Below are 18,242 nucleotides of genomic sequence, written 5' to 3' on the forward strand. Positions count from 1 at the left end.
ATTATTTTATTGTCTGATCATGCCGTCCTGGATATAGGCGATCTTACCGTCGCAGATTGTGGCTTTTACCAGACCTTTTACCCTGCGGCCGTTGAATGGCGTGTTCTTTCCTTTTGAAAGGAAAGTCATGGAATCAATAACATATTCTGCATCCGGGTCGATGATGGTCACATCAGCGGCTTTTCCCTCTTCCAGGGAGCCTCTGTCAAGACCGATGATCTTAGCAGGGTTATAGCTCATTTTTTCCGCCATCTGCATGGGTGTCAGAATCCCCTTGTCCACCAGCTCCGTGATGGTGAGGGCAACGGATGTCTCCAGCCCCACAATGCCGAAGGGCGCTCTGGTGATGGGCATGGTCTTCTCCTCACGGCTGTGAGGCGCATGATCTGTACTGATGACATCCATAATATCATCCTTCAGGCCGCGGATCAGTGCGTCCCTGTCCTCTTTTGTGCGCAGAGGCGGATTCATCTTATAGTTGGCGTCATTGGGGTCCACATCGTCAGAAGTCAGTGTGAAGTGGTGGGGGCATACTTCGCCTGTCACCTTGATCCCCTCTTTTTTCGCCAGTTCTACCATGCGGACACTCTCCTTGGTGGAGCAGTGGCACAGATGAAGCTTGGCTCCTGTCTCTTTTGCCAGGATAATATCCCTTGCCGCAATGATGTCCTCCACTGCGTTGCTGATTCCCGGCAGTCCCATCTCTCTGGAATGCTCGTCCTCATTGACGCAGCCCTTGCCCACAATATTCCGGTCTTCACAGTGGGCAAATACGGGAATATCGTATTTTGCCGCGATTCCCATGGCATTTTTATATAATCTGGCATTCATGACGGATTTGCCGTCCTCGCTGATGGCAGGTACGCCCTGCTCGATCATCTCCTCAATATCCGCCAGTTCCTCACCGGACTGTCCTTTTGTAATGGCACCGATCTGCATTACATGGATAGGAGACAATTCTTTTGCTTTATTCTGAACGTATTTCACACGGTCCGCGCTGTCGATGACCGGCTTGGTATTGGGCATGGCAAGAATTGTGGTGAATCCGCCTCTGGCTGCTGCCTTGGAGCCTGACACAATATCTTCTTTATAAGTCAGCCCCGGGTCCCGCAGATGCACATGCAGGTCAATGAGCCCGGGCATTACATAGCAGCCTGAAGCGTCGATGACTTTATCTGTCTTATCCTTTGGCTTAAGGCCCTTGCCTGTCTTTTTCACTTTGCCGCCCTCTATATAGAGGTCGCTTATTTCGTCTGTCTTTGTTGCCGGATCGATGATACGTCCGTTCCTGATTAAAATATTCATAAATTCTTCCTCCGGGACTTTACATCTTTTGATTTTAATAGTAACATACACAATTTCTTTCGTCAATTATACATTTTTACTTGACTTTTTTTCGATTTGCGAATATACTGAATTTGTTAAAGGAATATTGGATATAAATAATTGAAAGTGCATTTAATAAGCTTCCGGTTATCGTGATGTTAAGCGGTTTTTAGAGATTGTATTATTTCTTATTTATAATACCCTCTCTAAAGACCGCTTATTTTTCATAAATAATGGGAACTTTCCACGAAGCGTGCTTCCTGTTTTCTTTATCCAATCCTAATTTTTATTTTTTATTTTATGGAGGTAACACTATGAACAAGGGAACTGTAAAATGGTTTAATGCAGAAAAAGGCTACGGATTCATCACAGGTGAAGACGGACAGGATGTATTCGTACACTTCTCCGCTATCAATGGAGATGGTTTTAAATCCCTGGAAGAAGGACAGGCTGTATCTTATGATTTAACTGAAGGCGCTCGTGGAATGCAGGCAGCTAACGTAGAAAAATTATAATTTCCGGATAAACTGTACGAAAAATGCGGCTGGGCAGAATCTTCTGCCCAGCCGTTTTTTATTCTATTTCCTGCTGCTTTTCTTATTCTCATACATATTCCTGTCCGCCCGGCCGATCAGTTCATGAAGCCACTCATCTGATTCCCCCGTTTTTCTGCCTGTGGCAATCCCTGCCGCTATGGAAATCTTCACCTCGTGTTCCTGATTATACTTCTCCTGGGCTTCCTCCAGATTCTTCTCCCATGACCGGATGCTCTGCAGACGCTTTAAAAATATCAGGAACTCATCGCCGCCGATTCTGTAAATCTCGCCAAATCCACAGAATGCCTCCCTCAGACACCGGGCACATCCCTTGATCATCTCATCCCCGGCTCTGTGTCCAAAAGTGTCATTTACTTTCTTAAGGCCGTTTAAATCTACCATGACCGCTGACAGTTCCTGTCCCCGGGTCATCGTCTCCTGCAGTTCCTGCAGGCGCATCTCATATGCGGAGCGGTTTCCAAGCTTTGTCATAATATCCATATAGGCCAGCTCCTCAAGAATCCTGTCCCCGGTCCTATCCTCCAGGATTTCATTTACCTGACGTACCGTCATCCTGAGCAGTGCGCACACAAAGCCCAAAAGTCCAAGCTGATAATACATGGCATACCTGCTGCCCACCCCGGTATAAAAGGAGACCAGGGATACCACTGCCATGACTATGAGGAAAAAGACACCGCCAAGGAAAATCCTGGCGTACTGGGCCTTACTGCTTCTCAGCTCTTTTACCATATAAATCACAGAACAGATCATGGCAGCCACATAGAGGATATGGGTGATCGGAAGCATCTGCATCAGTTTACGTCCGCCCATCAGGTACACAAGACTCTGCACCAGTACATTGCCGGCCAGTATTGTCTTCATCCAGTCCAGCATGGCTGATCTCCTCTGGCAGACTTCTCTGATAAAGGAAAGCATGGGGATGGGGATCATATAAAACGCATAAAAGGATATCAGGCAGATCAGTCTGGGCCATGGCGATAAGAATACCATGAATTTGGAATCTGTGAGGATCCAGACTGCTGATACCAGGATAAAGATCCAGGCATAAAACACGCTGGATACATGCACAGCCTCCCTGACTCTCAAAAGAAGCCAGAGGAGAAACATACCCGCGCTCAGCACCAGGAGCACCACACAGAATATGATCCTGGGACATTCCCGCACTCGGATATCCAAAAGCATGCTTTCCCTGCTGTCCAGACAGATCACGGGAACCTGAACCAGCCCTTCTCTATAAAAGCCGCTGAATATGACGGTTATCTCTTTTCCGGCATCTTCCCTGCCAAGCCTTGTCATACAAAAGTTGTTTCCCAGCATACCGTGAAATGTCCCTGTCTGCTGTTCCATATACCGGTATCTTGACACACCGTCAACGTATATTTCAACCTGCTGGTAATGGTTCAGAAATCCCAGATATTTTTCCTCCTCGGAAAATTCAGGGATGGTCTGCCTAAGAATGATCTTCCCTCCCCGGATCTTTATTTGGGATGGGACCTCACACGTCTTCTCTGTGCCGTCATCCGCCTGATAGTGCCAGCCGGTATCCCACTGATTAACACTGCTGCCTTTCTCCCGCACATTCCGGGGTTCCGGTTCTGCCTGCAATGCCGTAAACACGCCCAGCACAGCCATGATCACAACTGTAAAAAATAAAATCCAGTGCCGGATCTTCCCGATCCTCTTTTCTCTCAACCGCAATTCCTCCATTTAAAACATACTGCTGTGAAGTATCCTCCGCGCGCTGCGCGCCTTTCGCTGTCCGTGCCTTCCCGCTTAACAAGAAAAAAGGAAATGCATCTTAGCATTTCCCATTCTGCCTTCCCTGTATGCCTATTCGGCTGTCTCTCCTGCAGTAAGCTCCTGGAGATAATCTGTCATGGCTGTCACGTTCATTTCTGTAGTTGTGGCCTCTCCCTCTGCGTCGTCTTTTGTAGCAAGACCGTAGGCAGAATAGCCAATCCATCCAACGATCAGCAGACAAACCGCAGAAACAATGATCTTCTCAAGCAAAAGTTCACGTGCTTCTTTTTTCTGGATCTTGTCGCGGTTATTTTTATAATTTTTATACTTATCGACTTTTTCCTGACTCATGATGCTTCTCCTTATGTAAAGTTATGAATATTCCTTGATTTTTAATTATAGCATATCTTTCTTTATTTTACCACTCTTTTGAGACTTCTTCTTCCCTGATTCCGTACTGCTCCATAAATTCCTGAAGGTCTGCCCTGCTTTTGATCAGGCACACTTCCTGGAATTTTCCTGTCTTCAGATCCTTGAATCCTGCCACCTGCTCTCCGGTGCAGATGCTGGATTTGAGCACAGGCTTCACGGCTATGCGGTCAAAGGGAATGACCTCTTTTTTCTTTTTCCTGCCAAACACAGAACCACGATCCTTTCTCTTATACCAGTCCCAGGGTTTTTAATAAGAACAGCCAGCCGGTCAATGTAAATGCGGAAAAAAAGGTAGTCAGCATTACCGTACTGGAAGTCAGCACTCCCTCATGGCCCATATTTTTCGCCATGACAAAACAACTCACCGTTGTAGCTGACCCCAGCATGACCAGTATGGCGATCAGCCGCTCCTTCGTATAGCCCAGCCGAACAGCCAGGGGGAGGAATACAGCAGCCAGCACCACCAGTTTGATCAGACTTGCCAGCACGGAGGGGCGCAGCTTTGCCAGTGCCTTCTTTCCCTCAAAGGATGCACCCATAGCCATAAGACCGAGAGGGGTTGCCAGAACTGCCACATTCTTCACTGTCTTCTGCATGATCTCCGGCTGCGGAATCCTAAGGACAGACCAGAGAATCCCTGCCAGGATTCCCAGTATGATGGGATTTGTGACAATGCCCTTTGCTGTTTTCAGCAGCAGTTTCCGGTCAAGCTTTTTTCTCCCGGGCTTCATAAGGGAGAGGATCACCACCGCTGCCGCGTTGTAGAGGGGAACTGTCCCCACGATCATAAGGGGGGCCATACCGGAACTGCCGTAGATATTCTGTATAAAGGCAATCCCCAGGATCGCTGCACTGCTTCGGTAGGAAGCCTGCACAAACTCCCCGCGGATCTCCTCCTCCACCAGCAGCCTGGCAAGGAGGGCGATCACGGTGATACTCACCAGCGTGGCGAGAAAGCAGAACAGAACAAAACCGCCGTCCCAGCTTTTCCGCACATCCACAGAGGATATATCCTGGAACACCAGGGCCGGTATGGCTGCCACGAAGACAAAACGGTTGAGCTTTGCCACAAAGTCAGCATTCATCAGCCCCAGATACCTGAACAGAAGGCCCAGAAGCATGGTGAGGAAAATGGGCAGTGTGGCATTCAGGCTGAATATAAGATTCTCCAATGAGCTCAGCCTTCCTTCACCAGTACCTTCAGGATCTCACCGATGTACATGGTGTGATAATCTTTCTCAGGGTACCATTTTTCATCATTCTCCGGAGCATCAAAGTTTTCCGGGAAGAGGTCTCCGTGATACATCTTTTTGCAGACAAACACCAGGCTGGCCTCCTCAAACGCGGGAGCGCCGTCCACAAAGCAGGCAGTAAGTCCGGCCTCACTGATCTTGTCTCTGTCACGGCCTGACACGCTGCCGCATAAGCTTAATGCTTTTTTGTACCCTTCAGGGAAGAAGGAGATGGTAAAGGTGTCATTTGCGTCCACAAATTCCTTTGTGTAGCGCTGGGGACGGATATAGGCTGTCACCACATCTTTGCCCCAGATCACACCAACGCCGCCCCAGCTTGCAGTCATGGTATTATATTTTTCCTCTGTACCTGCTGTGATCAGCATCCACTCTTTTCCTATCTTTGTAAATGGATTGAACTGTAATTCCTCTGCTTTTACCTCTTTAAATGCCATAATAATTCCTTCCTTTCTCCCGGCCTGTATTCAGCAGCCGTTCAGACGTCTGAACGGACACTATAATCTGCCGTATAATTTTGTCATATGCCAGATCCTGCCTTTTAATTCATCCGAAAATGCATTTTTGCTCATTCTCCACTTCCAGTTGTCCCCTAATGTGGATGGCGTATTGATCCTGGCCTCGCTGCCGAGCCCCAGATAATCCTGCACGGGTATGATGCAGGTATCAGCCACACTGCGCATGGCAAGGCTGATCAGATCCCAGTGCTGCTCCTCTTTCGGTGTATGGAAGCTGTTCATATATCTAAGGGCCACATCCCTGTCCCAGTTAGTCATGTGCTCATACCAGCCCACAGTGGTGTCATTGTCATGGGTTCCTGTGTAGACCACACAGTTTCTGTCATACTTGTAGGTGAGATAGTCGCTGTTCTCACTGGTGTCAAAGGCAAACTGCAGCACCTTCATGCCCGGATACCCGCTGTCCCGCAGAAGCTTGTAAACGGTCTCCGTTAGAAATCCCAGATCCTCAGCAATGATGTTCCGCTCCCCAAGCTCCTCTTTCATGGTATGGAACAGGTCCATGCCCGGTCCCTTTTCCCAGTGGCCGTTCTGTGCGGTCTCATCTCCGTAGGGAATGGAATAATACTCATCAAATCCCCTGAAATGGTCAATCCGCACAATGTCAAAAAGCTTGAAACAGTGGGCAATCCTGCGCATCCACCAGCCGTAGTGCATTCTCTTGTGGTAATCCCAGCGGTACAGGGGATTGCCCCAGAGCTGGCCTGTGGCGGAGAACCCGTCCGGCGGACAGCCTGCCACAGCCACCGGCAGATTGTTCTCATCCAACTGGAACAGCTCCGGATTCGCCCAGGTATCCGCACTGTCAAAGGCCACATATATGGGAATGTCCCCAACAATCTGAATCCCTTTTTCATGGGCATAGTTCTTTACATTCTTCCACTGCTCAAAAAACTCGAACTGCAGATACTGGTAAAAGATAATGTCCTCCCGCAGCTCGTCCTGATATCTCTTCAGGGCAGCCGGCTCTCTCAGACGCACTTCCTCGTCCCACTCGATCCAGCTTTTGCCGCCGAATTTGTTTTTCACAGCCATATACAGGGCATAGTCATCCAGCCAGTGGTTGTTCTCCACACAGAAGGTAAGAAAATTCCCGTCAGACAGGATTTTGCTCCTTTCAAAGGCCTTCCGAAGAAGAGGAAAACGGCTCTCATATATTTTTCCGTAATCAATATAGGAGGGATGATCTCCCCAGTCACAGGCGTCGCACTCTTCCTTTGTCAGCCATCCTTTCCCGATCAGGACGTTCAGATCGATGAAATAGGGATTGCCTGCAAAGGTGGAAAAGGATTGATAGGGGGAATCCCCGTAGCTGGTAGGTCCCAGCGGCAGTATCTGCCAGAGTTTCTGACCCGTATCTCTTAAAAGATCAATAAACTCATATGCCTCCTTAGAAAATGCTCCAATGCCGTATGGAGACGGCAGACTGGCTATTGGCAGCAGCATTCCACTTCTTCTCATATCACAATTCCTCTTCCTTGCCGTTTTTATAGTCAATTTTTATCAGGGTCAGCCCCCGCGCCGGGGCGGTGGGGCCGGCTGCCTTCCTGTCTCTGGCAGCCAGTATATCCTGCATCTTTTCCGGCGGATAGGCTCCACCGCCGATCTCCATCAGCGTGCCGGCCAGAATCCGCACCATATTATACAAAAATCCGCTGCCCGTGATGCGTATGGTGATCAGGTCATTCTCACGTTCCACCGAAAAGCTGTGGATGGTCCTGACGGTTGTCTTCACCTGCGCTCCCGCACCGCAGAAACTTTTAAAATCATGTTCGCCCAGCAGGTACGCCCCTGCCTGTCTCATCTTCTCAATATCCATGGGGATATAAGTAAAATGGGAGTAAAAGCGCTCTGTTGGCACCGGAAATCTTCTGTTCAGTATCCGGTATTCATATGTCTTCTCACTGACCCGGTACCTGGGATGAAAATCCCTGCTGACCTCCCTTGACCGCTGGATCCGGATATCTTCAGGAAGCCGCTGGTTCAGGGCGTAGGAAATCTTCTCCCCCGGCATTCTGGCGTTGGTGTCGAACACAGCCACATTGCCCAGGGCATGGACGCCTGCGTCGGTTCTGCTGGCGCCTATGGTCTCCACAGGCTCCTTTAACAGCTCCGCCAGATGGCGGTTCAGCACCTCCTGTACGGTGATCCCGTTTGGCTGTACCTGCCAGCCGCAGTAATTTGTGCCGTCATAGGCCACTTCCAGCATTACACGTTTCATACGGCGCCTCCTAGATCAGCACGCGGATCGCGATGTCCGCGGCCAGGTACAAAAAGATGCACAGGTAAGCTGAGGTGTCCCTGCTGTGGTATTTGAGAGGCTTCATAGATGTCCTGTTCTCACCGCCGTGATAACAGCGTGCCTCCATGGCCATAGCAAGATCATCTGCCCTTCTGAACGCGGAGATGAAAAGGGGAACCAGAAGCGGCAGCAGGTTCTTAGCCTTCTGGATCAGATTCCCGTTCTCAAAATCAGCGCCTCTGGCGATCTGTGCCTTCATGATCTTATCTGTCTCCTCCATAAGGATGGGAATGAATCTGAGGGCAATGGACATCATCATGGCGATATCATGTACCGGCACCCTGATCTTATTCAGCGGCCTCATAAGTCTCTCCAGACCGTCTGTGAGCTGGTTCGGCGTAGTGGTCAGTGTCATGACTGAGGAACCGATAACCAGATAGATCAGCCGGATACCGATCTTCACAGCCTGCAGGATACCCTCCTGTGTGATCTTGAAGATCCAGAACTGCCACAGCACCTTGCCCGGTATTAAAAACAGATTGAAGGCAACAGTGATCAGCAGAATAAAGAACAGCGGTTTCAGCCCTTTCAGCATAAACTTAACGGGGACCTTTGACATGATGATGACTGCTGCCAGAAAAACCGTTGCCAGCAGATATCCCCAGAAGGAATTTGCCACAAAAAGTGACACCAGAAACATGATGGTTCCCACAAACTTCACGCGGGGGTCCAGCCTGTGGAGAATGGAATCCGCAGGGTAATATTGTCCGATGGTTATATCTCTTATCATTTGTCCAATCTCTCCAGTGCCTGTAATATACTTGCCTTTGCCTCCTCCACCGTGGTGGCTGAGGTATCCACATGCAGCCCGCGTTCCCCCAAAGCGTGCATGATGTAAGTGATCTGAGGCGCCGCAAGCCCCATGGCCTCCAGCTCCTTATAGTGGGAAAAGACTTCTCTCGGCACACCGTCAAATGCCTTTTCCCCTTTATTCATTACGATCATGCGCTCCACGTATTTGGCAATGTCCTCCATACTGTGGGATACCAGGATCACAGTGATTCCCCGCAGACTGTGCAGGGATGCGATCTGGTCCAGTATCTCATCCCGCCCCTGGGGGTCCAGGCCTGCCGTGGGTTCATCCAGGATCAGCACCTCCGGCTCCATGGCCAGCACACCCGCAATGGCTGCCCGCCGCTTCTGCCCTCCCGACAGCTCAAAGGGGGAGCTTTTATAAAACTTTTCGGAAAGCCCTGCCTGGGTCAGCGCCCTGACAGCTCTCTCCTCGGCTTCCTCTTTGGAAAGACCCAGATTCTTCGGCCCGAAGCAGACATCCTCAAGAACCTCCGCCTCAAAGAGCTGATGCTCCGGATACTGGAACACCAGTCCCACTTTGCTTCTCAGTTTCTGCCTGTCATATTTTTCCGCCCATATATCCTGGCCGTTGTAGAGGACTTTGCCTGATGTGGGTTTCATAAGGCCGTTGAAATGCTGTATCAGTGTGGATTTTCCGCTTCCCGTGTGTCCTATGATGCCCATGAACTGGCCGTCCGGAATCTCCATATCCACATCCTTTAAGGCGTGCATCTCATAGACTGTTCCCGGACTGTATGTGTATGTGATATGCTCTAATTTTATTGACATAATGCGTTCACCAATTCCTCTGTCGTCAGAATTCCCGCAGGTATCTTCACCCCTGCCTGCTTCAGCTCATAGGCCAGAAGTGTGACCTGGGGCACATCCAGGCGGTAGGATTTCAGCTCCTCCACCCTGGAAAAGACCTCTCTGGGTGTTCCCTGCATCACTACTTTTCCCTGGTCCATGACGAACACCTTGTCCGCGTTCACCACTTCCTCCATATAATGCGTGATCAGAACCACTGTGATGCCTTCCTTTTCATTGAGCTCCTTTACTGCCCGGAGCACTTCTTTTCTGCCGTTTGGGTCCAGCATGGCTGTGGGTTCGTCCAGAATAATGCATTTGGGATGCATGGCCATGACACCTGCTATGGCAACCCTCTGCTTCTGTCCGCCTGACAGCTTATTTGGTGAATGGTGGCGGTAGGCAGTCATACCCACTGCCTCCAGACTTTCATTCACTCTCTGCCAGATATCATCCGTGGGGATTCCCATATTTTCAGGGCCGAAGCCCACGTCCTCCTCCACCACGGTACCGATGATCTGATTGTCGGGATTTTGGAAGACCATTCCTGCCTTCTGGCGGATCTTCCAGATATCCTCCTCCTCCGTGGTGTTCATGCCGTCCAGCCACAGCGCACCCTCCGTAGGAAACAAAAGGGCATTGATATGCTTCGCCAGCGTGGATTTTCCGGAGCCGTTGTGTCCCAGGACAGCAATAAACTGTCCTGCCTCGATATCCAGCTCCACATTGTCAAGGGCTCTGTACGTGCCCTCCACATGGCCGCTTTCATCGTATTTATAATAGTCATGCACCAGTTTAATGGCTTTTACAATTCCCATTTTATATCCTTTCCATTGTACCTGATTGTAACTATCCAGTCAACTGAATCGTTACTCCTGCCCGCAGCTAGTCACTGCAGGTATATCTGTAAACCTCCATATCCTCGCAGTCATCCTCCAGACGGTAATCAATCTTGGAAAAGCCCAGCTTGCGCGCCAGCTTTTTGGAAGCCAGATTGGCACTGCGTATTCTGCAGTACAGATACACAGCCCCTCTTTTCTTTGCCTCCTCCAGGATGCCGCGGCAGGCTTCATAGGCAAAACCTTTTCTTCTGTGTTTTTCATCGATCAGATATCCCAGCTCTACCACAGAGCTGTTGTGGTTCCAGATTTTCGGCTCTACACCGGCGCGGCCCACGATGGTGCCGCTCTCCTTCTCCTCCAGAACCCAGTATCCCATATCACACATTTCGTACATGTACTTGCGGTATGAAGGAAATGCCTCCAGTTCCTCCTCCAGGCTCTTTTCCACGCCCTCCGCAGTGTCGGGTGTGCCCTGGCTTGTGATCTCCATCATTTTGGGGATATCCCGCTCAGACATTTCCCGGATGCGCAGTCTTTCTGTCTCACAGACCACTGCGGGAAGATGTCTGCCATGACAGTACACTTTCTCCAAAAAAGCTGTGTCAATCTCTTCATATCCCTCTATGACCATATCTGCAGAACTGAGATCCTGTTTTCCGGAATCAGGATTGAAGTAGGCAATACAGACGATGCCCGCTGCCTTTGCAGCCCTGCATCCGTTGGCGGAATCCTCCAGTATGAGACACTCCTCCGGATCCAGTCCCATCTGCTTTGCCGTCTCCAGAAATACATCCGGCGCCGGTTTTGGGTTCTTCACCTGCTCCCCGCTCACCAGAATGTCAAAATAGCTGTCGATTCCCAGGGTTGTCACCACCTGCCGGATGTAGGAAAGGGGAGAGGAGGACGCGATCGCCAGGCAGTATCCACCGTCTTTTAAGCGCTTCAGAAGCTGGGGTACCCCCTCGATCATGGGGAATCCTTCCTCTTTTATGACCTGTTCCTTTATCTGTTTCATGGTCTTTACCAGTTCCTCGTCATCCCTGGAAATCCCGTAGTTGTCGTGCAGTATATCCATTAAAAAACCATTGGTGGAACCGATACATGGTTTGTAAATTTCGTAATCCAGTTCAATCCCCCGCGCTGCAAGCGTCTGTTTCCAGACTCTGTAGTGGACCGGCTCACTGTTTATAAGCACGCCGTCCATATCGAAAATAATTCCTTTTAACATACTATCTCCCTTTTAACGGAACTTTACCCTGTATTCAGAATCTCTGCGGCAAAGCGCTGTAACGAAAAACAGGGAGTGCCGCTGTCAAAGCGACACTCCCTCGTATCTCTACACGGTTCTACGCCGGCTCAAACAGCAAACTTTCCGCCAGCTCCCAGATCTCCTCCCTGCCCTGTTTTGTCTCGGCAGAAAAAGGGATCACGGCAGTACCCGGACGCAGCGCAAGCCCTTCTTTCAGGGCTTTCACATGCTTGGGCACCTGGCTTCTCTTTAATTTGTCCACTTTTGTTGCTATGATAATCGGCTCATATCCGTTGTGCACAATCCAGTCATACATGGTTTTATCATTTGCAGATGGGTCATGGCGGATATCAATGAGAAGAAACACTGCTCGTAACTCTTTGGTATTCTGCAGATATCTCTCGATCAGCTTTCCCCATTGTTCCTTTACTGCCTGGGCCACCTTTGCATATCCGTAACCCGGCAGGTCCACCAGGTACAGCGCATCGTTCACATTATAAAAATTTATAGTCTGTGTCTTTCCGGGGGATGCGCTGGTCCTTGCCAGGGATTTCCTGTTCATAAGCGCATTGATCAGGGATGATTTCCCCACGTTGGATTTCCCCGCAAATGCGATGTGCGGCAGCTCCGTTTTTGGAAGCGTGCTGGTGACACCGCAGACAATATCCAGTGATACATTCTTAATTACCATCTTTCATCCTCCGAATATGGTTTCAGACAAAAGCCTGCGCCAGCACCTCTTCCATTGTGCTGACGAATAGGATTAAAAGGCCGTCTGTGATCTCTTGTTCCATTTCTTCAATATCCGGTCTGTTCTCCGCCGGGACCAGTACGGTCTCAATGCCTGCGCTCTTGGCTGCCAGAAGTTTTTCCTTCAGGCCGCCGATGGGCAGGACCCTGCCCCGGAGGGTAATCTCACCGGTCATGGCAAGATTGGCCTTCACCGGAGTTCCCGTCACTGCGGAGAGCATGGCTGTGGCCATGGTGATTCCCGCAGAGGGGCCGTCCTTCGGAACAGCACCTTCAGGAATGTGGATATGTAAATCGTGTTCCTGGAAAAATTCAGGTTTTATATTATACTTATCAGCAATGGAACGGATGTAGCTTACACCGGTCTGGGCCGACTCTTTCATCACATCTCCGAGCTGCCCTGTCAGCATGAACTCGCCTTTTCCGGGCATGAGGTTTACCTCGATCTGCAGGGTATCACCTCCCACACTGGTCCAGGCCAGCCCTCGGACGATTCCGATCTCATCAAAGCTGTTCTTTTTCTGGTAGGTGTATTTCGCCCTGCCTAAGAACTCCTCCAGATTCTCCGGATTCACCGTCACGGATTCCTGCTTATCCTCCAGGATCTTTCGCGCCGTCTTCCGGCAGATCTCACCGATCTTCCGCTCCAGCTCCCTGACTCCGGCTTCCTTTGTGTAGCCGGTGATCATTTCCCGCAGAGCCTCATCATCCAGGATGAGCTGTCCCTCTTTCAGTCCATGGATCTTCATCTGCTTGGGAACCAGATGTTCCCTGCCGATGTGCCATTTTTCATTTTCCGTATAGCTGCTCACCTCAATGATCTCCATACGGTCCAGAAGGGGCCTTGGTATGGTCTGCAGGTCGTTGGCCGTGGCAATGAACAGTACCTCAGACAGATCCAGGGGAATCTCCACATAGTGGTCCCTGAACTTGTTGTTCTGCTCAGAATCCAGCACTTCCAGAAGTGCGGAGGAGGTGTCACCTTTATAGTCACTGCTCACTTTGTCAATCTCATCCAAAAGCATCAGGGGATTCTTGACACCTGCCTGTATCAGTCCATTGGCAATTCTGCCCGGCATGGCGCCGATATAAGTTCTTCTGTGGCCCCGGATCTCCGCTTCATCCCGGACACCGCCCAGGCAGATGCGAACATACTCCTTGTGAAGCGCCCGTGCCACGGATTTGGCAATGGATGTCTTTCCTGTTCCGGGAGGGCCGACCAGACAGAGAATGGGGCTCTCACCTTTTTTAGTGAGTGTGCGCACTGCCAGAAATTCCATGATGCGCTCTTTCACCTTGTGCAGGCCGTAGTGATCTGTTTCCAGAACCTTGTTGGCCTCCTTCAGGTTTTTATTGTCCCTGGTCAGCTTGTCCCAGGGCAGGGAGAGAAGCGTCTCGATATAACTGCGCATTACACTGGACTCTGCCTGGCTGCCGGCAGTGTTTTTAAAACGCTCCACCTCTTTTAATATCTTCTCTTTTACTTCCCGGGAAGCCTTCAGTTTTTTTACATCCTCGCGGAACTGGTCCGCCTCGGAGCGGGTATCATCTTCCCCCAGCTCTTCCCGTATCAGTTTGAGCTGTTCCCTTAAGATGTATTCCCTCTGGTTTTTATCCACCCGTTCTTTTACTTTGCTCTGCAGCTCCGCGCTGATTTCCAGGACTTCTATCTCATTGGTGAGAATAATGCCCAGCTCCTCATAGCGCGCCTCCAGGGATACCGCTTCCAGAACACTCTGCCTGTCCTCATACTTCATGGGGAGATGGATGGATATCTGGTCAATGACTTTGCTCACATCGTCAAGCTCCAGGATCTGTCCTGCCAGTTCTTTGCTCATCTTGGGATTTACACTGCAGTATTTTACAAAGATCTCCTTAATCCCCCGGAGCATGGCTTCCTCCACACTCTCATCCACCTGCCTCAGCTCCTCCTCATCGAATGTGGCTGCCTCGGCGTTCAGATAGTATTCACTTTCCGTAAAACGGATCAGCTCTGCCCGCTCCATTCCCTCTACCAGGACACGGACAATATTCTTCGGCAGCTTTACAAGCTGCTTGATCTCCGCAACGGTTCCTATTTTATATAAATCCTCCTGTCCCGGGTCCTCCACTGCAGGGTCTTTCTGAGTGATCAGAAGCACCCTCTGGTCCTGCATCATGGCCTTCTCAATGGCCTGGATGGATTTTTCCCTGCTCACGTCAAAGTGGACGATCATGTCAGGAAGGATCGTTGTACCTCTAAGGGCGATGGCTGGCAGATTATAGATTATGTCACTCATTCCCGCGCCTCCTTAATCGTTATGCATAATTATGCAGTTTCTGGTGTTCCCCTCTTGCGTCCGCCCTTGTTTCTCCTTGTGGGCGGCTGCATTTCCCCATGTTCAATTAAGGCCTGGCCCTTACCTTCTACCAAATCTTTTGTTATCTTGCAGGAGCGTATGGTCTCATCAGAGGGCGCTGTATACATAAGGTCCATCATGGTATTTTCCATAATGGCGCGCAGTCCCCTGGCTCCTGTCTTTCTGTCCATGGACTTCTTGGCAATGGCCACCAGGGCATCATCGTCAAAGTCCAGATCCACGCCGTCAAGCTCAAAAAGCCTCTTGTACTGTCTGATCAGAGAGTTTCTTGGCTCCTTCAGGATCTTCACCAGTGCCTCCTCATCCAGGGCATCCAGGGATACCACTACAGGAACACGGCCCACAAACTCGGGTATCATGCCGAATTTTACCAGGTCCTGAGGCATTACCTCTTTCAGGATCTCTCCCACATTTCTGTCTTTTTTATCTGTCACAACAGCATTGAAACCGATGGCTTTTGTATCTTTTCTGTTTTCAATGATCTTATTGAGTCCCTCAAACGCACCGCCGCAGATAAAGAGAATATTGGTGGTATCGATCTGCAGAAATTCCTGGTGCGGATGCTTTCTTCCTCCCTGAGGCGGAACGCTGGCAACTGTGCCCTCCAGGATCTTAAGAAGCGCCTGCTGGACACCCTCACCGGATACATCTCTTGTGATGGACGCATTCTCCGACTTTCTTGTTATCTTGTCAATCTCATCAATGTAAATAATGCCGTACTGCGCACGGTCAATATCATAATCAGCCGCCTGAATGATCTTCAGCAGAATATTCTCCACATCCTCGCCTACATATCCGGCCTCCGTGAGGGTTGTGGCGTCTGCAATGGCAAAAGGTACATTCAAAAGTCTGGCAAGTGTCTGTGCCAGCAGTGTCTTACCGGAACCGGTAGGTCCCAGCATAAGGATATTACTCTTCTGAAGTTCAATGTCGGAATCTTTTCCCGCCATAACGCGCTTATAGTGATTGTAAACGGCTACAGACAGCACCTTTTTCGCCTCATCCTGCCCGATCACATAATCATCCAAAAATGTCTTGATCTCCTGTGGTTTCAGCAGATTGATCTCCCCGCCGCCATCTTCCGTGTACCCTGTACTGTCCTCATCTATGATCTCCGCACAGATTTCCACGCATTCATCACAGATGTAAGTACCGCTGGGGCCTGCAATCAGTTTCCGTACCTGTTCTTCTGTCTTTCCGCAGAAAGAGCAGCGGATTTTTGGCTCGTTTCCTTTTATCGCCATTCTTCTATTCCTTTCTTGATTTCCGTATTAATGCCGAAAGACCCCCGCAGCTAACACCGCAGGAGTCTTATCATTCGTTCTTACCTGTGCTCGATCACACTGTCAATCAGACCATAAGCCTTTGCCTCTTCTGCGGACATATAATAATCTCTTTCCGTATCTCTGGCAATGACTTCAAAAGGCTGACCTGTGTTGGCGGCCAGAGTCTCATTCAGTTTCTTCTTGGTCTTCAAAATCATGTCGGCAACAATCTGAATTTCCGTAGCCTGTCCCTTCGCGCCGCCGGACGGCTGGTGAATCATGATCTCCGCGTTTGGAAGCGCGAATCTCTTTCCTTTTGTACCGCCTGCCAGCAGGAATGCACCCATGCTCGCAGCCATACCAATGCAGATTGTGGACACATCACATTTAATGTAATGCATGGTATCATAGATAGCCCATCCTGCTGTCACAGAACCGCCCGGACTGTTGATATACAGATGAATGTCCTTTCCCGGGTCCTCTGATTCCAGGAACAAAAGCTGTGCCACAGTCAGGCTTGCTGTTGTGTCATTCACTTCTTCTCCCAGAAATATGATTCTATCTTTTAACAGCCTGGAGTAGATGTCATAACTCCTCTCTCCTCTGCTGTTCTGTTCGATGACGTATGGTACTAAACTCATGAAACTCCTCCTATTCTGTCACGCGGGCGTAAGAAACGAACTTTCTGTTCGTTATTCCTCTGTCTTCTCCACTACCTCTGTCACTTTTGCAGCGTCAGCTACTAAGGTAACAGCTTCCTGAACAGCGATGTCTTTCTTCATCTGCTCTTTCTCGTAGTCGCCCATTAATTCTTTTAATTTGTCGGCTTCCATCTTGTACATTTCAGCCATTTTTGCGATTTCTTCATCTACTTTTTCATCAGTAACCTGGATGTTCTCAACCTCTGCAACCTTCTCCAGTACCAGACGGCTCTGGATTCTCTTCAGGGCCTGCGGTCTCATCTGCTCCTGGATCTTGGCATTGTCAAGACCTGTGAACTGATAATACTGGTCAATGGATAAGCCCTGGGACTGCAGTCTTCTTACGAAGTCATCCACTAACTGGCGGATCTGGTTCTGGATCATTGCTTCCGGAATATCCATCTGCGCGTTCTCAATGATCGCGTCAACTACTTTATCTTCTTTTTCACGTTTTGCAACGTCTTCTTTGCGCTCTTTCAGTTTCTGCGCAATGTCTTTCTTGTATTCTTCCAGAGTATCAAACTCAGAGACATCTTTTGCAAATTCATCATCCAGTTCAGGAAGTTCTTTCACTTTGATGGCTTTTACATTGCATTTGAATACTGCTGCTTTTCCGGCCAGGTCATTTGCGTGATAATCTTCCGGGAATGTCACATTGACATCTTTTTCTTCGCCGATCACAGCGCCTACCAGCTGCTCTTCAAATCCGGGGATGAAAGAGTTGGAACCAATGGTCAGAGGATAATCTGTGCCTTTTCCGCCTTCAAATGCCTCTCCGTCTACGAATCCCTCGAAGTCAAGCGTGATCATATCGCCGTTTTCCACTGCTCTGTCGTCCACGTCGATGGTTCTGGAGTTGTTCTCCTGCTCTTTCTTCAGCTCGCCTGCGATCTCTTCTTCTGTCACTTCCGCTTTTGTAACCTCAACCTCTACTCCTTTGTAATCACCCAGAGTCACTTCCGGTTTTACAGCTACTTCTGCTGTGAAGATAAACGGTTTGCCTTTTTCGATCTGTACCACATCGATCTCCGGCTGGGAAACGATCTCCAGACCGCACTCATCTGCTGCTTTAGGGTACTCAGACTGGATCAGGGCATTTGCTGCATCTTCATAGAAGATACCTGCTCCATACATTTTTTCAATCATTACACGCGGAGCTTTTCCTTTACGGAATCCCGGGATAGTGATTTTATTTTTGTTTTTCTGGTAAGCAGCCTGTACTGCTTTTTCAAAATCTTCAGCGGAAGCCTCAATAGTAAGCTTCGCCATGTTCTTCTCTAAGTTTTCTACCTGTACGCTCATTTTAAATGATTCCTCCTTGAATTCTATATGTATTCATGCATTTTGA

At 49.5% G+C, this 18,242-nt stretch carries 18 protein-coding genes; 1 reads left to right on the forward strand and 17 read right to left on the reverse strand.

Translation table 11 applies throughout. The features are described from left to right. Positions 1 to 6: 6 nt before the first annotated feature. Positions 7 to 1,305 carry a dihydroorotase gene (locus LC508_RS08685; protein ID WP_103732414.1) on the reverse strand — a complete coding sequence of 433 codons (1,299 nt, stop codon included), beginning with the start codon at positions 1,303 to 1,305 and terminating at the stop codon, positions 7 to 9. Positions 1,306 to 1,640: 335 nt separating this feature from the next. Here LC508_RS08685 and LC508_RS08690 point away from each other — a divergent pair, with 335 nt between their 5' ends. Next, a complete protein-coding gene (locus tag LC508_RS08690; protein ID WP_018596689.1) occupies positions 1,641 to 1,841 on the forward strand; it encodes a cold-shock protein in 201 nt (66 codons plus the stop codon). 63 nt (positions 1,842 to 1,904) lie between these two features. Here the strand turns inward: LC508_RS08690 and LC508_RS08695 are convergent, their stop codons facing one another. The 16 genes from LC508_RS08695 to tig form a co-directional block, all read right to left on the reverse strand. Further along, positions 1,905 to 3,575, reverse strand: coding sequence for a sensor domain-containing diguanylate cyclase (locus LC508_RS08695; protein WP_158587270.1), 1,671 nt, complete (start codon positions 3,573 to 3,575; stop codon positions 1,905 to 1,907). Between the two features lie 138 nt (positions 3,576 to 3,713). Further along, the gene (locus tag LC508_RS08700) at positions 3,714 to 3,974 is read right to left on the reverse strand and encodes a hypothetical protein (protein WP_054352920.1); all 261 of its coding nucleotides are present in this window, start codon (positions 3,972 to 3,974) and stop codon (positions 3,714 to 3,716) included. Positions 3,975 to 4,041: 67 nt separating this feature from the next. Then, entirely contained in the window at positions 4,042 to 4,263 is a 222-nt protein-coding gene (locus LC508_RS08705) for a hypothetical protein (RefSeq protein WP_054352919.1), read from the reverse strand. 19 nt (positions 4,264 to 4,282) lie between these two features. Beyond that, positions 4,283 to 5,227, reverse strand: coding sequence for an AEC family transporter (locus tag LC508_RS08710; RefSeq protein WP_033140965.1), 945 nt, complete (start codon positions 5,225 to 5,227; stop codon positions 4,283 to 4,285). 5 nt (positions 5,228 to 5,232) lie between these two features. Continuing rightward, complete coding sequence (locus LC508_RS08715; protein ID WP_033140964.1) at positions 5,233 to 5,742, reverse strand: flavin reductase family protein; 510 nt, start codon at positions 5,740 to 5,742, stop codon at positions 5,233 to 5,235. A 60-nt stretch (positions 5,743 to 5,802) separates the two neighbouring features. Beyond that, positions 5,803 to 7,284: a 4-alpha-glucanotransferase gene (gene malQ, locus LC508_RS08720; protein ID WP_103731918.1), complete on the reverse strand. Its 1,482-nt coding sequence runs from the start codon at positions 7,282 to 7,284 to the stop codon at positions 5,803 to 5,805. A 1-nt stretch (position 7,285) separates the two neighbouring features. Then, positions 7,286 to 8,044, reverse strand: coding sequence for a tRNA pseudouridine(38-40) synthase TruA (gene truA / locus LC508_RS08725; protein WP_033140962.1), 759 nt, complete (start codon positions 8,042 to 8,044; stop codon positions 7,286 to 7,288). A 10-nt stretch (positions 8,045 to 8,054) separates the two neighbouring features. Then, positions 8,055 to 8,855: an energy-coupling factor transporter transmembrane component T family protein gene (locus LC508_RS08730; RefSeq protein WP_103731917.1), complete on the reverse strand. Its 801-nt coding sequence runs from the start codon at positions 8,853 to 8,855 to the stop codon at positions 8,055 to 8,057. Continuing rightward, positions 8,852 to 9,709 (reverse strand): energy-coupling factor transporter ATPase, encoded by an 858-nt coding sequence (locus LC508_RS08735; RefSeq protein ID WP_054352918.1) that lies wholly within the window; start codon positions 9,707 to 9,709, stop codon positions 8,852 to 8,854. The genes LC508_RS08730 and LC508_RS08735 overlap by 4 nt, the downstream gene beginning before the upstream one ends. After that, positions 9,700 to 10,545 carry an energy-coupling factor transporter ATPase gene (locus LC508_RS08740; protein WP_033140959.1) on the reverse strand — a complete coding sequence of 282 codons (846 nt, stop codon included), beginning with the start codon at positions 10,543 to 10,545 and terminating at the stop codon, positions 9,700 to 9,702. Before LC508_RS08740 ends, LC508_RS08735 begins: the two co-directional genes overlap by 10 nt. Positions 10,546 to 10,612: 67 nt before the next feature. Continuing rightward, positions 10,613 to 11,797 (reverse strand): GNAT family N-acetyltransferase, encoded by a 1,185-nt coding sequence (locus LC508_RS08745; RefSeq protein ID WP_103731916.1) that lies wholly within the window; start codon positions 11,795 to 11,797, stop codon positions 10,613 to 10,615. Positions 11,798 to 11,915: 118 nt separating this feature from the next. Continuing rightward, the gene (gene yihA, locus LC508_RS08750) at positions 11,916 to 12,509 is read right to left on the reverse strand and encodes a ribosome biogenesis GTP-binding protein YihA/YsxC (RefSeq protein ID WP_033140957.1); all 594 of its coding nucleotides are present in this window, start codon (positions 12,507 to 12,509) and stop codon (positions 11,916 to 11,918) included. Between the two features lie 22 nt (positions 12,510 to 12,531). Beyond that, positions 12,532 to 14,847 carry an endopeptidase La gene (gene lon, locus LC508_RS08755; protein WP_033140956.1) on the reverse strand — a complete coding sequence of 772 codons (2,316 nt, stop codon included), beginning with the start codon at positions 14,845 to 14,847 and terminating at the stop codon, positions 12,532 to 12,534. Between the two features lie 29 nt (positions 14,848 to 14,876). Continuing rightward, positions 14,877 to 16,172 carry an ATP-dependent Clp protease ATP-binding subunit ClpX gene (clpX, locus tag LC508_RS08760; protein ID WP_033140955.1) on the reverse strand — a complete coding sequence of 432 codons (1,296 nt, stop codon included), beginning with the start codon at positions 16,170 to 16,172 and terminating at the stop codon, positions 14,877 to 14,879. Between the two features lie 80 nt (positions 16,173 to 16,252). After that, complete coding sequence (clpP, locus tag LC508_RS08765) at positions 16,253 to 16,834, reverse strand: ATP-dependent Clp endopeptidase proteolytic subunit ClpP (protein WP_033140954.1); 582 nt, start codon at positions 16,832 to 16,834, stop codon at positions 16,253 to 16,255. Positions 16,835 to 16,885: 51 nt separating this feature from the next. Continuing rightward, positions 16,886 to 18,196 carry a trigger factor gene (tig, locus tag LC508_RS08770; protein WP_033140953.1) on the reverse strand — a complete coding sequence of 437 codons (1,311 nt, stop codon included), beginning with the start codon at positions 18,194 to 18,196 and terminating at the stop codon, positions 16,886 to 16,888. Between the last annotated feature and the right edge of the window lie 46 nt (positions 18,197 to 18,242).

Origin of the sequence: Blautia parvula (genome assembly GCF_020215665.1) — a bacterium.
In the GTDB taxonomy this organism is placed as follows: domain Bacteria; phylum Bacillota; class Clostridia; order Lachnospirales; family Lachnospiraceae; genus Blautia; species Blautia celeris.

What these genes read in the sequence shown, in the direction of transcription:
- LC508_RS08685 (WP_103732414.1), bottom strand. Translation starts at nt 1,305, where the DNA reads ATGAATATTTTAATCAGGAACGGACGTATCATCGATCCGGCAACAAAG.
- LC508_RS08690 (WP_018596689.1), top strand. Translation starts at nt 1,641, where the DNA reads ATGAACAAGGGAACTGTAAAATGGTTTAATGCAGAAAAAGGCTACGGA.
- LC508_RS08700 (WP_054352920.1), bottom strand. Translation starts at nt 3,974, where the DNA reads ATGAGTCAGGAAAAAGTCGATAAGTATAAAAATTATAAAAATAACCGC.
- LC508_RS08715 (WP_033140964.1), bottom strand. Translation starts at nt 5,742, where the DNA reads ATGGCATTTAAAGAGGTAAAAGCAGAGGAATTACAGTTCAATCCATTT.
- malQ (WP_103731918.1), bottom strand. Translation starts at nt 7,284, where the DNA reads ATGAGAAGAAGTGGAATGCTGCTGCCAATAGCCAGTCTGCCGTCTCCA.
- truA (WP_033140962.1), bottom strand. Translation starts at nt 8,044, where the DNA reads ATGAAACGTGTAATGCTGGAAGTGGCCTATGACGGCACAAATTACTGC.
- LC508_RS08730 (WP_103731917.1), bottom strand. Translation starts at nt 8,855, where the DNA reads ATGATAAGAGATATAACCATCGGACAATATTACCCTGCGGATTCCATT.
- LC508_RS08735 (WP_054352918.1), bottom strand. Translation starts at nt 9,709, where the DNA reads ATGTCAATAAAATTAGAGCATATCACATACACATACAGTCCGGGAACA.
- LC508_RS08740 (WP_033140959.1), bottom strand. Translation starts at nt 10,545, where the DNA reads ATGGGAATTGTAAAAGCCATTAAACTGGTGCATGACTATTATAAATAC.
- LC508_RS08745 (WP_103731916.1), bottom strand. Translation starts at nt 11,797, where the DNA reads ATGTTAAAAGGAATTATTTTCGATATGGACGGCGTGCTTATAAACAGT.
- yihA (WP_033140957.1), bottom strand. Translation starts at nt 12,509, where the DNA reads ATGGTAATTAAGAATGTATCACTGGATATTGTCTGCGGTGTCACCAGC.
- lon (WP_033140956.1), bottom strand. Translation starts at nt 14,847, where the DNA reads ATGAGTGACATAATCTATAATCTGCCAGCCATCGCCCTTAGAGGTACA.
- clpX (WP_033140955.1), bottom strand. Translation starts at nt 16,172, where the DNA reads ATGGCGATAAAAGGAAACGAGCCAAAAATCCGCTGCTCTTTCTGCGGA.
- clpP (WP_033140954.1), bottom strand. Translation starts at nt 16,834, where the DNA reads ATGAGTTTAGTACCATACGTCATCGAACAGAACAGCAGAGGAGAGAGG.
- tig (WP_033140953.1), bottom strand. Translation starts at nt 18,196, where the DNA reads ATGAGCGTACAGGTAGAAAACTTAGAGAAGAACATGGCGAAGCTTACT.